General features: G+C 63.4%; 12 protein-coding genes. 3 read left to right on the top strand and 9 right to left on the bottom strand.

Features of this window, described 5'->3' with window-relative positions; translation table 11 throughout:
- Positions 1-412: 412 nt before the first annotated feature.
- Genes JJ896_03710 through JJ896_03690 form a run of 5 tightly spaced genes read right to left on the bottom strand, consistent with a single transcriptional unit; the run spans position 413 to position 5,584 of the window.
- Positions 413-1,735, bottom strand: a complete 1,323-nt coding sequence (locus JJ896_03710; GenBank protein ID MBO6778741.1) for a hypothetical protein — start codon at positions 1,733-1,735, stop codon at positions 413-415.
- Positions 1,732-2,610, bottom strand: a complete 879-nt coding sequence (gene gnd, locus JJ896_03705; GenBank protein MBO6778740.1) for a decarboxylating 6-phosphogluconate dehydrogenase — start codon at positions 2,608-2,610, stop codon at positions 1,732-1,734. The genes JJ896_03710 and gnd overlap by 4 nt, the downstream gene beginning before the upstream one ends.
- Before the next feature lie 3 nt (positions 2,611-2,613).
- Positions 2,614-3,360: a DUF1080 domain-containing protein gene (locus JJ896_03700; GenBank protein ID MBO6778739.1), complete on the bottom strand. Its 747-nt coding sequence runs from the start codon at positions 3,358-3,360 to the stop codon at positions 2,614-2,616.
- On the bottom strand, positions 3,357-4,358 hold the full coding sequence (locus JJ896_03695) for a sugar phosphate isomerase/epimerase (GenBank protein ID MBO6778738.1): 1,002 nt from the start codon (positions 4,356-4,358) through the stop codon (positions 3,357-3,359). Before JJ896_03695 ends, JJ896_03700 begins: the two co-directional genes overlap by 4 nt.
- On the bottom strand, positions 4,355-5,584 hold the full coding sequence (locus tag JJ896_03690; GenBank protein MBO6778737.1) for an MFS transporter: 1,230 nt from the start codon (positions 5,582-5,584) through the stop codon (positions 4,355-4,357). The genes JJ896_03695 and JJ896_03690 overlap by 4 nt, the downstream gene beginning before the upstream one ends.
- A gap of 213 nt (positions 5,585-5,797) precedes the next feature.
- Between JJ896_03690 and JJ896_03685 the strand changes: the two genes are divergently transcribed.
- Together JJ896_03685 and JJ896_03680 are read left to right on the top strand one after the other, a co-directional pair.
- A complete protein-coding gene (locus tag JJ896_03685) occupies positions 5,798-6,577 on the top strand; it encodes an energy transducer TonB (protein ID MBO6778736.1) in 780 nt (259 codons plus the stop codon).
- A gap of 184 nt (positions 6,578-6,761) precedes the next feature.
- Positions 6,762-7,223 carry a hypothetical protein gene (locus JJ896_03680; protein MBO6778735.1) on the top strand — a complete coding sequence of 154 codons (462 nt, stop codon included), beginning with the start codon at positions 6,762-6,764 and terminating at the stop codon, positions 7,221-7,223.
- A gap of 140 nt (positions 7,224-7,363) precedes the next feature.
- On the opposite strand, the gene JJ896_03675 is transcribed toward JJ896_03680, so the two are convergent.
- The 4 genes from JJ896_03675 to JJ896_03660 form a co-directional block, all read right to left on the bottom strand.
- Entirely contained in the window at positions 7,364-8,656 is a 1,293-nt protein-coding gene (locus JJ896_03675; GenBank protein MBO6778734.1) for an amidohydrolase, read from the bottom strand.
- A gap of 44 nt (positions 8,657-8,700) precedes the next feature.
- On the bottom strand, positions 8,701-9,900 hold the full coding sequence (locus JJ896_03670) for an alginate export family protein (protein ID MBO6778733.1): 1,200 nt from the start codon (positions 9,898-9,900) through the stop codon (positions 8,701-8,703).
- 243 nt (positions 9,901-10,143) lie between these two features.
- Positions 10,144-10,938 carry an SRPBCC domain-containing protein gene (locus JJ896_03665; protein ID MBO6778732.1) on the bottom strand — a complete coding sequence of 265 codons (795 nt, stop codon included), beginning with the start codon at positions 10,936-10,938 and terminating at the stop codon, positions 10,144-10,146.
- 60 nt (positions 10,939-10,998) lie between these two features.
- Positions 10,999-11,487 carry a hypothetical protein gene (locus JJ896_03660; protein ID MBO6778731.1) on the bottom strand — a complete coding sequence of 163 codons (489 nt, stop codon included), beginning with the start codon at positions 11,485-11,487 and terminating at the stop codon, positions 10,999-11,001.
- 137 nt (positions 11,488-11,624) lie between these two features.
- Here JJ896_03660 and JJ896_03655 point away from each other — a divergent pair, with 137 nt between their 5' ends.
- Positions 11,625-13,565, top strand: a complete 1,941-nt coding sequence (locus tag JJ896_03655) for a tetratricopeptide repeat protein (GenBank protein ID MBO6778730.1) — start codon at positions 11,625-11,627, stop codon at positions 13,563-13,565.
- Positions 13,566-13,579 lie beyond the last annotated feature (14 nt).

Genomic DNA, 13,579 nt, shown 5'->3' with positions numbered 1-13,579 from the left:
TTTTTGGGTGAATAGGTTCCATTCGGCCCTGTTTTAAACCTTCGAGGCCTCTTTTTGGGTGAATAGGTTCCATTCGGCCCTGTTTTGAACCTTCGGGGCCGCTTTTCGGGTGAAGAGGTTCCATTCGGCCCTGTTTTGAACCTTCGAGGCCGCTTTTCGGGTGGAGAGGTTCCATTCGGCTCTGTTTTGAACCTTCGGGGCCTCTGATGTTGGCGGCATCAACCCGGGTCAAGGGGCTGAAGGCGGCGGATTGCACGCCGCCACGCCGACGCTTGGGCCGAGTTGCGCCCGGAGCCCCAGCCCAGGGCCTCGGGTCGTGAGAGACAGACCCGTGCCTCGATGCGACGAGGCGCTGGCCGCCTACACTGCGGGTACCGCCCGCCTCCACGAGCAGGACGCGGCCGCAAACTGCTCAGAGCAGCGCGGCCAGCAGCAGAACCACCGCAAAACCGCTCACTCCGATCAGTGTCGACGCTACCGTCCAAACCCAGAAGTTCTGGCGTTCCGACAGACCAGTGTAGCGGCCTACGAGCCAGAAGCCGGAGTCATTGACGTGAGACACGACCGTTGCGCCGCAGGCAATCGCGATGGTCGCCAGCGCTGCGGTGACGCCCGACGCGCCCAGGAGCAGCGGCGACACCAATCCCGCCGCGGTGATCATGGCCACGGTGGCTGAGCCCTGCACGACGCGAACCGCGGCGGCAACGAGGAAGGCGAGTACCAACGTCGGCGCTCCCGCCCCACTCGACGCGCCGGCGATCACGTCGCTCGCGCCCGCGGCCACGAGCACCTTGCCCAATGCACCACCGGCGCCGGTAACCAGAATTATCAGCCCGACGGGCTCAAGCGCTTTCGTACAGATGCGCGACACCTCGGCCATGGGAATACCCGCCCGAAGGCCGAACGCCCACAGGGACAGCAAAACTGCCATAATCAGAGCGGAGAACGGGTGGGACAGCAAGACCAGCCAGCCGGGTGCGATATCCATCACGGCTTTCGCGATCGATCCGGATACGATGAGCACCAGCGGAAGCGCGAGCACGGAGGCTGCGGTCAGGGCAGACACGGGACGCACGCCGGAGGGCGGGTCTCCCAGTGAGGGGAGTTCGAGCTCTGGCGTGATTCGTGGCGTGATCCACCGTGCGAACAGAATGCCACCAACGGCCATCGCCGGAAAACCAGCCACCAGGCCGAAGAGCAGTACAAGACCGAGGTCTGCCCCCAGGAGCGCAGCCACGGCGACGGGGCCGGGCGTGGGCGGTATGAACGCATGGGCGACTCCGATCCCCGCGATCATGGGCACGGCGAAGAAGAGCAGTGGTCGCCTTGCGTCCCTCGAGACCGCGTAGGCCAGCGGCATCAGAAGCACGACCGCCACGTCAAAGAACACTGGCGTGGCAATGACGATGCCCGAGATGGCGAGGGCCCACGGTGCACGTTCGGGGCCGAATCGGTCGAGCAGCGCATCTGCCATGGCATGCGCCCCTCCGGACCGTTCCAGAAGCCCGCCGAACATGGCGCCAAGCCCGATGACGACGGCGATGTAGCCCAACGCGGACCCCATGCCGTCCTGCACCACCTGTGCCACGTCCGCAGCGGGGATGCCGGCAAGCAGAGCAACACCGATCGTTGCCACCATCAGCGCTACGAACGCAGGAATGCGCAGCAGGCTGACCTGCACCAGAATCAGGACGATGGCCAACGCGGCCAGGACGAGCAGGAAGCCCGCAGTCATGAGGCATCCGGCACATGGTGGCCGCCGAACCCACCACGCATCGCCGCCAGCAGCCGGTCAGCAAACCGGGCCTCATCCCGCGATCGCAGCCGCTCCAGAAGCGCCTGCGTGATCACAGGAGCCGCCACATCCCGCTCGATTGCCGCAGCCACCGCCCACCGCCCCTCCCCGGAGTCCGCCACTTCGTGGCCGACTCCGGAGAGCGCCGGATTCGCGCCCAGTATCTCCTCCGTAAGGTCCAGCAGCATCGAGGATACGATGCTGCCGGACCGCCATGCGTGCAAGGCGGCGGGCACATCGACGCGCGGTTCGCCATCGGCCTGCATGACCGCCACGCCCTCGGCGATAGCCTGCATCATGCCGTACTCGATCCCATTGTGGATCATCTTGGCAAAGTGCCCGGCACCGCTTGCCCCCACGTGCGCCCACCCCTTTTCAGGCGACGGTGCCAGCGCCTCAAGGACCGGCCTCCAGGCCGCCACGCCCTGCTCGGATCCGCCGACCATGAGGGAGTAGCCGTGCTCTTCGCCGAGCACCCCGCCGGAGGTGCCCACGTCCAGCATATCAACGCCCTGTTCCGCCAGACGGGCCGCGCGCGGGGCGGCTTCGACGTAATGGCTGTTCCCGCCGTCAACAAGATGGTCGCCGGATCCGAGCAGCCGGGCCAGTTCGTCGAGCGATTCCCGGGTGGGGGCTCCGGCCGGCACCATCACCCAGATGTGTCGGGGAGCAGGCAGCGCATCAACCAGGGCCGCGAGTGAGGCCACGGAGGCCTCACTCGAGGGATCGTATCCGGTCACCTGGTGGCCGGCCCGGCGGAGGCGCCGGGCCATGCCGGCACCCATCCTGCCCAGTCCGACCAACCCCATGTGCATCGGTCAGAGCGGCTTGACGCGGATGTTGCGGTAGTAGACCGGGTCGTCGTGGTCCTGAAAGGCAATCACGCCGGACATACGGCGGCCGTACTCCGGGAAATCCGTCCATTTGCTGTTCGCCAGCCGCTCGTTCCAGTCGTCGGAGTAGAGCTCATAGGAGACCACCATCTCGCCGTTCAGCCAGTGTTCAACATTGTTGCCCCGCGCCACGATGCGCGTGGTGTTCCACTCGCCGACTTCGGCAACGGCATCCGGATTCGCGGGATGCATGTCGTAGTTGGCCCCGGCCTTTCGGTCGTCCCCGAAGTTCGCGTCCGGGTGTGCGGTATTGTCCAGGATCTGATATTCCGGGCCCGTCATCCAGGGAGCATCGAACTCCTCGGAGGCGCGATAGATGATGCCTGAGTTGCCGGCCGGGGAGATCTTCCACTCGAGCTCCAGTTCAAAGTCCCCGAAGGTGTCGCGGGTCACCAGGTCGCCGCGGTCGTCGGACACGGCAAAGGTGAGCGCGCCATCGTCATCGATGGTCCAGGACTCCGGTACGGTGTCGCGCTTGAAGCCTCGGAAGTTGTCCAGAGAGGTGCCGTCAAACAGCACGATCCACTCGCCGGTAGGGTTGTCCTCCGGGTGGTCCTCGGCATGCTCCTCGGCGTTCTCTTCGGCATGGTCCTCGGCGCCCTCGGCGTGCGAGCCTTCTCCCTGGCAGGCGACCAGGAACAGCGAGAGCAGAAAAAGGGAAAGCAGTCTCATGAGTAGTCGCTTTTGAGCGTTTCGTGCAGATGCTCGAGGATAGCCTTCGAGCGCTTGATCCCGGTAATCTCGTCTACATCCGAGCCTTCATACTCGATGCCCACCCAGTCGCGATAACCAGCGTCCAGAGTCAGTCGCATGAGACGGTCAAAGTCCACCGGGAAGTACTCCTGCGTGGCGTAGTTGTAGCGGAAATGCGGCCCGCCGGGGTCCTCTGCCAGTCGGTGCGTCTTGAAGCTGACGGCCTTGGCAAACGGCATCAGCTCCTCGGTGCCTTCGTAGGGGTCGTATTCGCCACCGAGCGCATCGCCCATATGCCAGTTGCCGAAGTCCGGCAACGTGCCACATCGCGGGTGATCCACCGCCTGCATCACTTCAGCCAACCACTGACCGTTGGAGGAGATGCCGCCGTGATTTTCGACGATGACGTTGAGGTTTTGCTCGGCCGCCACCTCGGTCAGGCGGCGCAGTCCGTCCGCGGCCAGGGCTTTCTGGGTCTCCCAGTCACCTTCACTCGAGGCGTTTACCCGAATGGAATGGCAGCCCAGGAAGGATGCCGCGTCAAGCCAGCGACGGTGATTGTCGATGGTCTGGGTGCGCGCATTTTCATCCGGGTCGCCGATGCGACCTTCGCCATCGCACATGATGAGCAGACTTTGCACACCAGCGCCGTCGCAGCGGTTTCGCAGCTCGGTGAGGTACTCCTCATCGGTGCGGCGGTCGGTGAACAGGCCGTTCACGTATTCGATGCCGTCTATAGCGAACTCATCGCGGGAGATGACGGGAAAGTCCAGCGGGTCGAGCTCGCCCGCAAAGATGGCCTTGTGCAGGGACCACTGAGCCAGGGAGATGGTGTAGAGCACATCGCGCGCATCCCCGTCGGCCGCGGCGCGCCCGGCATCGTACCCCTCCTTGAGGTCGCGGCGAGCTTCCGCGCACCCGGCCAGCACAGCGGCCGAGCCCAGCAGCCCCGTCTTGATAAACTGTCGTCTTCTCATGTCGTGGACCGGTCGACCTCATCCTTGAATGTGAACACGAAGAACAGCAGGATAGCCCCGGCAAACAAGGCGGGCAGATACCAGAACTCCTGCCATTGCGTAGCGCTGAGGGCTTCGGCCCCTCCCAGTAAGGCATTGAAGACGTTGCCGGCCACCTGGGCGCCGATAAACATGCCGGCCCCGTAGGTGATCAAGACCAGCATACCCTGCGCCTGACCGCGGATTTCCGGGGTGGACTTCTTGTCCACGTAGATCTGGCCGGTGACGAAGAAGAAGTCGTAGCAGATGCCGTGCAGCAGGATGCCGATGACAATCATCCAGAACACCCCTGCCGGCGCCGCGAGGGCAAACAGCACATAACGGAGCACCCATGCGCCCATGCCGACGACCAGCATCCACTTCACCCCCAATCGACGGAAGAAGAACGGCATGAGCAGCATGAAGACCACCTCCGACATTTGACCCAGCGTCTGCGTGGCGGCGATGCGCTCTACGCCGCTGGCTTCCAGGAAGAGCTGCGTGAAGTTGTAGTAGGCGGCCAGCGGGATGCAGAGCAGGAAAGAGGCAGCCAGGAAGACGTAGAACGCACGGCTGCCCAGCTGGCGGAAGGCATCCACACCGACGATGCTGGAGATCGAGACGGGCTTGCCCTTGGCGGCGGGAGGCGTGTTCGGCAGGCTGAAGCTGTAGAAACCCAGCACGATGCTGGCGCCGGCCGCCATGTAAAGCGGAAGCGCTGTGGCTTCAGCCGCACCGGAGACCATGCCGCTGAGGACAAAGCTGATGGCCAGCCCGGCCACGATCCAGCCGATGGTGCCGAAGACACGAATAAGCGGGAACTGCTTCTCCTGGTCCGTGATGTGGTGGAACGCGAGGGAGTTCGAAAGGCCCAGCGTGGGCATGTAGCACAGGTTATAGGCCGCCAGCAGTACAATGAAGAGCACCGGGTTGGCCGACACCTGTGGCACGAGAAACATGAACGCGCCGCCCAGCAGGTGGAGCACGCCGAGCACCTTTTCGGTAGCGAAGTAGCGGTCCGCGATCAGCCCCAGGAAGAACGGGGCGACGATGGCGGCCAGCGGGTTCACCGTATAGGGCCAGTGAGTGAGCGTCTGCATGTCATGGTTGGACATGTAGACGGCAATCGTGGTGTACCACGCCCCCCAGATAAAAAACTGGAGGAACATCATCACGCTGAGGCGCGCGGAGAGATTGGAAGTGCTCATCCCGGAGGGGGTTTGGAGAGGCAGTATTTATGCACGTGGGTCCGATAGAGGCAACCTGCATCCGGGGTGGAAGCGGTTCCAGTCAGCCGGAGGGCGGAGCGCTCGACGGTGGGCACACGCCGCGACCGCCGTCTTCCGCCGGCCGACGGCAACCAACCGTAACCGCGCGGTTCCACTTTACGTAACGGCCCTCAAAGCCAGCGTTCGAGAACCATGCGTCGCAACTTCCTCAAGGGCAATTTCCTTCCTGCATACGGCCAGAGCCTGGGCCGCCTCAGAACACCGCCCCCCGAGTCCGGTGACATTCCGGCCGAGCAACTGAAGCGCAGTTTTCAGCAGCGAGCCTTCCGGTATCGCGTGCGTCGAGACTCGTATCTCAGCGGATTCCAGGCAGGGTTGATTGCGTCGCTGCTGCTGGTGGTCGGTGCGTTCAACCTGCGCGTGGATCTGGACCGAGCCCCGGATTACGTGCTTGAGTCCACGGATCTCGTTCAGTTTGAGGAGATCCTGCAGACCACACACTTCGAGAAGCCCCCTCCACCGCCGCGCCCGCCGGTACCCGTCGAGGTGCCCAATGATGACCTGCTGGAGGACATTGAGCTGGATCTGGATATGACGCTGGATCTGGACGAGGCGATCACGACGCTGCCGCCTCCTCCACCGGCACCCGTCGTCGAGGCGGCGCCCGAGCCGGACGTCTTTGTGGTCGTCGAACAGATGCCGGAGATGATTGGCGGTCTTGCCGCGCTCCTCTCCGATCTGGCGTACCCGGAACTGGCCCGCAAAGCCGGTCTGGAAGGCATTGTCGTGGTTCAGATCATCATTGACGAGCAGGGGAATCCCTCCCAGCCCACGGTCATGAAGTCCGTGCACAAGCTGCTCGATGAGGAGGCCGTGCGCGCCGTCATGAAGCAGCGCTACACGCCGGGCAAACAGCGGGGCCGCGCCGTCAAGGTGTCCATGAACATCCCGGTGACGTTTCGGCTCAACTAGGCCCCTCGAGGCGAAAAGCACGTAGGAACGGGCCTACAAGCTGATTCGAACCGTTCCGACGTCTGTATGCGGGGCCCGCCGACTGCGGTCGGCTACGGGATGGGATCATATTGGCATCGCCCTCGGGATCAATGATTACAACTCCTCCCGGGGTGATGAATTGTACAACCCACCATGTTTACCCATGCGTACGCCTCGGTCCAAAATTCTATCGTTTGCACTGGGCCTGATCTTTCTTCTTTCGGTTGGTTCTACGGAAGTCAAGGCGCAGTCGACCACCTGGATCGGTGGTGAACTCGGAGATCCCTCCGGCCTGGTTCTGCGGCCCGACTACGATGGTCGCGGCTCACTCGAATTCCTGGCCGCGTGGGATCTCGACGAGTTCTTTTTCCTGAACGTGCACCGGATGATCGAGACGCCGATCGAGCCCAATCGTCCACTCTACTTCATGTTCGGCCCCGGAGCCTTTGTCGGCTTCGAGGACAATGGAGACGATGAGGCCATCCTCGGCATCAGCGGCCGCTTCGGCGTTGGATACGGCGGGCGCGACTACCGCATTTATCTCTCGGTGACACCGCGCCTGTCCCTGACTCCAGACACGGACGGTCAGGTCGGCGGCGGCCTTGGTGTCCTGTTCAGACTCTGACCCGGATTGACATAGATCGCTATCGAGCGACACCCGATTTCGTGGGCGCACTTTGATAGCCACAGTGCAAAAAGGCCCGACCGTCACACACGGTCGGGCCTTTTTCCGTGCGATGGAGTCTGTGCCCGATCCGGCGCCGCCTACTGGCCGCTGAGGTAGTCCAGCGTCAGGTTGACCATTGTGCGTACGCCCAGTTTCATGCCCGCCTCGTCAATGTGGAAGTCCGGGGTATGATGTGACGGCGTGTCCTCTGCGGCCTGGTCCAGCGACTTTCCGCCCAGGAAGAAGTACAGGCCCGGCACCTCGCGCGCAAAGAAGGAGAAGTCCTCAGCACCCGTGACCGCATCGACCAATTCCACGTGGTCCTCGCCTGCAGTGCGGATCAGTGTCGGCACCATGCGCGCGGTCAGTTCCGGGTCATTGTACGTGACCGGATAGCTGGTGGTGTGGGGTATCTGCACGTCCACACGGGCACCCATCGCATCGGCCACCCCACCCGCGACCTCACGGATCCGCCGATGCACCAAATCCCTGTGCTCGTCAGAGAACGTGCGGATAGTGCCCGTCATCTCCAGGTTCTCCGGGATGATGTTGGAGCGAACGCCGCCATGGATGCTGCCGACCGTGACGACGGCGGCGTCCGCGGTCAACTCCAAGGAGCGAGATACAATGGTCTGAAGACCGTTCACGATTTGCGCAGCCGTGACGATGGGGTCGATGCCGAGCCAGGGCGCTGAGCCATGGGCCTGCACACCATGCACCTCCATGCGGAAGTCCTGCACGCCTGCCATGATGCCGCGCGGCCGGTAGCCAATCGTGCCGATGTCGCGCGCAGCCCAGATGTGCAGGCCGAAGACCACATCGACATCCGGGTTCTTGAGAGCACCTTCTTTGACCATGAGTTCGGCGCCGCCCTCTTCGCCTTCGGGCGGACCTTCCTCGGCCGGCTGGAAGAGAAACTTGACCGTGCCCTGCAGCTCCTCCCGGTTCTCGGCGAGGATCTCGGCGACGCCCATGAGGATGGCCATGTGCGTGTCATGACCGCACGCGTGCATCACGCCGACCTCCTGGCCGCGGTAGGTGGTGGTCACCTCCGACTTGAAGGGCAGGTCAACGCGCTCGACCACAGGCAGTCCATCCATGTCGGCCCGCAGCCCGACGACCGGACCATCGCCACCCCCGCGCAACACGCCCACCACGCCGGTGTGGGCAACCCCCGTCTGGACCTCGATCCCCAGCCGCTCGAGATGCGCAGCGATAACACCGGCCGTGCGGAACTCCCGGTTGCCCAGTTCAGGGTTCTGGTGGAAGTCGCGTCGCCATTCGATCACGCTGGATTCGATGGCATCGGCGGCTGCATCGACGTCGAAGGTCTGGGCGGCAATCGGGAGGGCAACCGCGCATGTGAGCACCAGGCAAAGGGAGCGGGGCATGGACATGTTGTGTGGTGAGCCCGCAAAGGTAATCAGTGCCTGGTTCAGAGGCCGATGACGGTCCAGATCCAGAGTTTTGTAGTGTCGGCCCCGCCCTCATCGGCCACATAATGCGCCACCTTTGCGCCCAGCTTAAGCCCGGCCGCCGTTGCGTACGCGGCCGAGAAGTCAAGCTCCCGTCCGTAGTGAAGGCCGCCCTCGTCCGACGAGAAGTCGTGGAGGATGAGCGCCATGCGCGCTCCCCTGAGCTCGGTTGCAAAACCCACCTCGAGGTCCACCAGACCCCGGGGAGGGGTGGCCAGGAAGGCATCGGCCCAGCCGTTGAACTTGTGCAGGGTGGCCAGCGGCGTCACGAAGGCACCGTCTGCCTCACTGCCGCCGAGCCGCTCCCATCGCAGGTGCAAGGCAGAGGAGCCCCGGCCTACGCGACCGCCGAACAGCATGTAGTCCGTCGTGATGTCTTCGGGATTGTCGAACGCGTCGGACTGGAGAGCATAGCCCACCTCGATGCGCCCCAGGAAGTCGTCGCCCAGCGCGCGCGAGCCCTCAAAGCGTCCGCCGAACGTGCTGCGTGACAGTCCGACCGCATCATCGTAGTCCAGCAGCGTGGCGTACGCGATGGCCGATCCGAAATCCGCTATGCGCACCCGTGCCTCGGCGAGATGAGACTGCATGGCGGCGTCCTGGCCAGTGATCCGGTGGGCCTCGCGCACCAGCGCGTAGCTCATGGAGAGCCCATCGTCCGGGGAAATGTCTATGCGGGCAGCGTCGAAGCTCTGGTGGTTCTGGCGCCAGCCGACGTTGCCCACCAGGCGCGAGTCGGAAAAGATGATCTCCTGACGGCCCAGGGTCACCGTGGCCTTCTCCGCGGCGTAGCGCAGGTAGGCCTGGTTGACTTCGGTGGCAACAGGATCGGCGATTACCGGCCGGTCGGTCACGCGGTTGTTGAGCGCTCCCGCGCCGGCGTTTGCGTATCCGTCATCATCCGGCAAAGCGGTCACGGCCTCCGCTTCGATGAAGGCCGTGAGGCCCTGATACGAGCCGCTACGGTACCCGAATGCGGAGCGCAGCGTGAGGGCGCGAGCCGGATCATCGATCCCGTCCCGGGTGACGTGCTCTCCTCGCAAGCGGAGATTAACTACGGGCGTTCCCTGGCGGAATGCCGTGAGGATGTCACGGGTGGTCTGGGCCTTCGTCGCGGAAGGGATCAGGAGGAGTGCGAGAACGAGAAAGATACTGCGCATGACGGGCGATGGGATTCAGGTCCCCCAAGCTTGGGCGCTCTACGCTCCCGGGGCGCGGCGTAACCCTGCGTCGTGCTGTAGGGCCGGACCCTACGTGGCGACCCTGTCGCAGCAATCATGATGGGTGCCTGTGCTCCCAGTCAAACCCCAAAAAAACGGACCGGGGCGACCACGCCTGTAGCGCAGCCGCCCCGATCTGACACGACCCTCCCTAAGTCGCATCGTACTAACGCCAGGCAGGCGTCAGTTCGTATGCGCGGGTTGGGGAATTTCGAGCGCGCGACCCGTCTCGAGGAACGTCTTCATGCCGCTGAGGATGGGGTTCCACCCGGGCCCGACTTCCTGATAGGTCTTGGTTTCGGAGTCGAACTCGTCATGCACCAACGTGAGCTTCGACACGCCACCGAGGTCCTCGATGTCGTAGGTGACCCTGGAAGGGCCGTCTCCGTTGCCGAAGTCGAAGGTGTGTACGAGTCGCGTTGGCGGGTTGGCCTCCAGGACCTCTCCCGTGATGACGGGACCGTCTCCCGGCTTTCCACTCACGTACTGCAGCGAGGCGCCCTCTTCAAAAGAGCTGTCGATGCGCATGTTGTAGTAGAACTGCTGGGTGAAGTCAGGGTCCGTGATGGCGCGCCAGACCTGGTCCGCCGAGGCGCGGATGTACACCTCGTAACGGTGTTGCAGTGGGTTCATGAGCTCCCCCTCCAGTGTGTACTTGAGACCGGTCAGGGCAGAAGCCCATCGCCCCGAGTATTCGGAGAGCCACCGGTCATAGATGAACTGAATCGCAACCGGATTGAGGTGGTGCCGCTTGGCTGTGCCGTCCGGCTCTACCGAGAGCAGGGTGGCATCCAGAAGCATCTGAAGATGCTTGCGGATGGCAAACCGGGAAACGTCAAAGGACGCCGCAATCTCGCCCAGAGTAACGCCCGGTTCCCTGCGAACGATGTCCAGGATCCGTCGACGCAGGGGGTTGGCCAGCGCTCGATAGATCAGGTCCTCATTCGGCTGCGGGTTGATATGTGACTTTTTGGTCACGTAGCAACAATAGGAGCTTCCCCAGGGGGAGTCAATACCTAATGTGACTTTTTTGTCACATTAAGACTCCCCTCGCGTCCAGATCCAGGTTTCTCCAGTCAGCCATCCGTCCAGGTCGGCCTCCAGCGCCGCTCGCACCTGCTCCGAAGAACTGGCATCCTCGACCTCTTCGTAGAAGTCGTCGGACACCCACTGGACGGAGAGGGTGCGGTCATCAGCGATCACCAAACCAAACATGTAGCCTTCGTCGGGGTCGCAGTTGAGACAACGCACATTCGCTATGTCCACGCCTCCTACGGGGCTCTCAAAGACGCGCACCAACATGGACTCATCGTCTTCATCGCCGGACATGTAGCCGACATATTCGGCGTCGTTGAAGGCATACAGTTCGAGCGTGACTTCTTCTCCGTCCTCGTCTACCATGAACCAGTATCCGGGCACATCGGCCCGGACGGGCACTTCTCCGGCTTTGGAAACGGGATAAGGTGCGCCCTCGCATGCGGCGAGAAACAGAACGACAGGAACGAGAAGAAGAAGGTGCTTTCGCATACCGGAAACCGGTGGGTGATACAACTACTCGGCGGGGGAAGCCGCGCGTTGCCCCTGCCGCAGTAACATCCTGGCTGTCGAATTCACGGGCGATGGGCGGGCGAAACCTCGACACCCATCGCGCTTTCAGCGGTCCCATGCGCCTGATCCCCATCGCCCTTCTACTGATCTCAACTGCTGCCTGTACCCCTGCAGGCGAACCGGCGGAGGAGCTCCCCGAAGGTGCCTACCTCAATTGGTCGCCGGACGCCCACTATGTCGGCAAGGCCACCTGCGCCACGTGTCATCAGGAGCAGGCCACCACGTTTGCCACCGCCCAGATGGGGCGCTCCTTCCGTCCGGCCGTCTTCTCTGAGTCAGACGCTCGGTGGGACGGTATCGCCCCGATCCGCGATTCGGAGCGTAATCTCTACTACCAGCCCTTCCGCCGGGGGGAGGACCTGTTTGTCCGCGAGTTCCGGCTCAGCGGCCGGGACACCACATACAAACGCGAGGAGCAGATTGACTGGATCGTAGGCTCCGGGCAGCACACCAACAGCCACATCCGGGAGGAAAACGGGTACCTCTACCAGATCCCGGTCACGTGGTACGCCCAGGATGCCAAGTGGTCGCTGCCACCCGGATTCGATGGTGGCGATTCCTTCCGATTTGACCGGCCCATCACCGACCAGTGCATGGCCTGCCATGACGGCCCGTCGGACTTCGCGCCGGCCTCGGAAAATCGTTTTTCGAACATCCCGCATGGCATTGAATGCGAGAACTGTCACGGACCGGGCTCGGTGCACGTAGAGGCGGTTCGCACCGGCCAACTGGACGATCTGGAGCGCACCATCGTCAACCCGGCCAAGCTTGAGATCCCGCGCCTGGACGATGTCTGCCAGAAGTGTCACATGCAGGGGGCGGCGGTCATGAAGGAGGGCGTTTCGCCGTTCGACTTCAGACCGGGACAGAAGCTCACGGACCACATGGACGTGTTCTGGCCGCGCTTCCCGGACTCTACCAGCCAGTTCCTGATGGCCAGCCACCCGGACCGGCTGCAAATGAGTGAATGCTTTGAGGCATCCCGCGCCCCGGATTCGGGCATGGCTCCGATCACGTGCATCACCTGCCATGACCCTCACGAGCCGGTTCAATCCAAGGGGCTAGACGCGTACAACGCAACGTGCACCACGTGCCACGAGGCGCAGCAGGTCACCGAATGCACGGAGAGCCTGGACGCGCGCGGGGCCGTGAACGACAATTGCTTCTCATGTCACATGCCGGAATCCGGTACGATCGACATTCCGAATGTGCGCATCACGGATCACTACATCCGGGTGGTGGAGCCCGAGCGCAGCGAGTCGGGCCGTCAGGCGGCGGCTCGTACGGACCTCGTGCGTATGGCGAGTTTGCTCAGCGACAGCGTCGACGCGCCGACCATGGCCGCGGCCTACCTCACCTTCTATGAGGAATTTGCCCATCGCCCGTTCTATCTGGACTCCGCGCAGGCCGTTCTGGGTCGCCTGCCGTCCGATGAGGCCATTCGCGAGCGGGTCCGGTTGGCCTTCCTCCAGGAAGACTGGGATGCCCTGGTGGGCCTCGGCACGGTGCGCACCCCCGGGTTCACGGGCGATGCGTGGACTGCCTACCGCATCGGAGAGGCGTTTCTGACCCGGGGTGATGTGCCCAAAGCCGTTTCCTGGCTGGAGCATGCCGTGGATCTGGCACCGGACCACCTGCGATTTCGGGACAAGCTCGGCACGGCGTATTTGGCCTACGGACAACTCGACCTGGCCGAGAACGCCTTCCGCGAGGTGTTGGACCGGGATTCGACGTTCGCCTTCACCTGGAACAACCGAGGCTTCCTGCGCCTGAATCAGGGTGACCTGGAGGGCGGGGAGGCAGATTTCCTGCAGGCATTGGCACTGGACCCGGACATGCCCGAGGCACTGGGCAACATGGCGAGTCTGCTGTTGAACACCGGCCGTGTGCAGGAATCCCTTCCGTATGCCAGCAGGCTTCTGTTCCTGGATCCGCAGAATGCCGAGTACCGGCAGTTCTATCAAGCGGTATCGGCGGCGGTTCAGGGCACGGACTGAGGCAAGAACGCCTG

This window comes from Rhodothermales bacterium, assembly GCA_017643395.1.
Taxonomy (GTDB): domain Bacteria; phylum Bacteroidota; class Rhodothermia; order Rhodothermales; family UBA10348; genus JABDJZ01.
This window is presented reverse-complemented; position numbering and strand designations above follow the sequence as displayed.

Bases quoted from the DNA above. Each gene is read 5' to 3' on its own strand.
- JJ896_03710 (MBO6778741.1), bottom strand. From the start codon at position 1,735: ATGACTGCGGGCTTCCTGCTCGTCCTGGCCGCGTTGGCCATCGTCCTG.
- gnd (MBO6778740.1), bottom strand. From the start codon at position 2,610: ATGCACATGGGGTTGGTCGGACTGGGCAGGATGGGTGCCGGCATGGCC.
- JJ896_03700 (MBO6778739.1), bottom strand. From the start codon at position 3,360: ATGAGACTGCTTTCCCTTTTTCTGCTCTCGCTGTTCCTGGTCGCCTGC.
- JJ896_03695 (MBO6778738.1), bottom strand. From the start codon at position 4,358: ATGAGAAGACGACAGTTTATCAAGACGGGGCTGCTGGGCTCGGCCGCT.
- JJ896_03690 (MBO6778737.1), bottom strand. From the start codon at position 5,584: ATGAGCACTTCCAATCTCTCCGCGCGCCTCAGCGTGATGATGTTCCTC.
- JJ896_03685 (MBO6778736.1), top strand. From the start codon at position 5,798: ATGCGTCGCAACTTCCTCAAGGGCAATTTCCTTCCTGCATACGGCCAG.
- JJ896_03680 (MBO6778735.1), top strand. From the start codon at position 6,762: ATGCGTACGCCTCGGTCCAAAATTCTATCGTTTGCACTGGGCCTGATC.
- JJ896_03675 (MBO6778734.1), bottom strand. From the start codon at position 8,656: ATGCCCCGCTCCCTTTGCCTGGTGCTCACATGCGCGGTTGCCCTCCCG.
- JJ896_03670 (MBO6778733.1), bottom strand. From the start codon at position 9,900: ATGCGCAGTATCTTTCTCGTTCTCGCACTCCTCCTGATCCCTTCCGCG.
- JJ896_03660 (MBO6778731.1), bottom strand. From the start codon at position 11,487: ATGCGAAAGCACCTTCTTCTTCTCGTTCCTGTCGTTCTGTTTCTCGCC.
- JJ896_03655 (MBO6778730.1), top strand. From the start codon at position 11,625: ATGCGCCTGATCCCCATCGCCCTTCTACTGATCTCAACTGCTGCCTGT.